General features: G+C 50.9%; 1 protein-coding gene. It reads right to left on the reverse strand.

Annotated elements, in window-relative coordinates:
• Positions 1-234: 234 nt before the first annotated feature.
• Positions 235-546, reverse strand: a 312-nt coding sequence (locus ACFC20_RS17535) for a hypothetical protein (protein WP_375194107.1), incomplete at its 5' end; no start/stop codon positions are given.

The raw sequence follows: 546 nt of genomic DNA on the forward strand, positions 1-546 counted from the left end.
GAATCGTCGGGCCAGGGATCACCAACAGAACGGCCGACGCGACGACAAACGCAAGCCATGATTCAATCGCCATGTGTTTTTCTCCAAAAAGCTAACAGCAATTAGGCAGCGCGCTCTATCATTGCAGAAATTTGATTGCGTGATTACTACTGACTTTGAAGCATCAATCCCGCTGAACATCAATTTATAAAACAGCAGCTTAGCCAAGCATGGACATCTCTGCCAGTCAATCATTCAGCATCTGCAATATGCTCCGCCAATCATACTGTGTGAACTGGCGGTGATTGGCTTTGAGGCTCTGGAGAAAAGCCTTGGCTCGAATGTTCGGTTTTGTTTAGCTGAGGCCCGTGAGTAGCCTTGGTCGCAAAGCGGACATTTGGAATGGACAATCAACGCCGCGTTAGAGCTTACTGAGTCAGCCATGCCGAAAAACTCAAGGTTGACCAACCGCCCGGCGGAGTTGGTGGTTTCGGCGGTTTCGGCGGTTTCGGAGGCCTTGGAGGTCTCGGTGGTCTTGGGCTTCTCGGAGCTTTTGGAGGCTTTGGT

It is taken from the genome of Marinobacter sp., assembly GCF_041984545.1.
In the GTDB taxonomy this organism is placed as follows: Bacteria; Pseudomonadota; Gammaproteobacteria; order Pseudomonadales; family Oleiphilaceae; genus Marinobacter.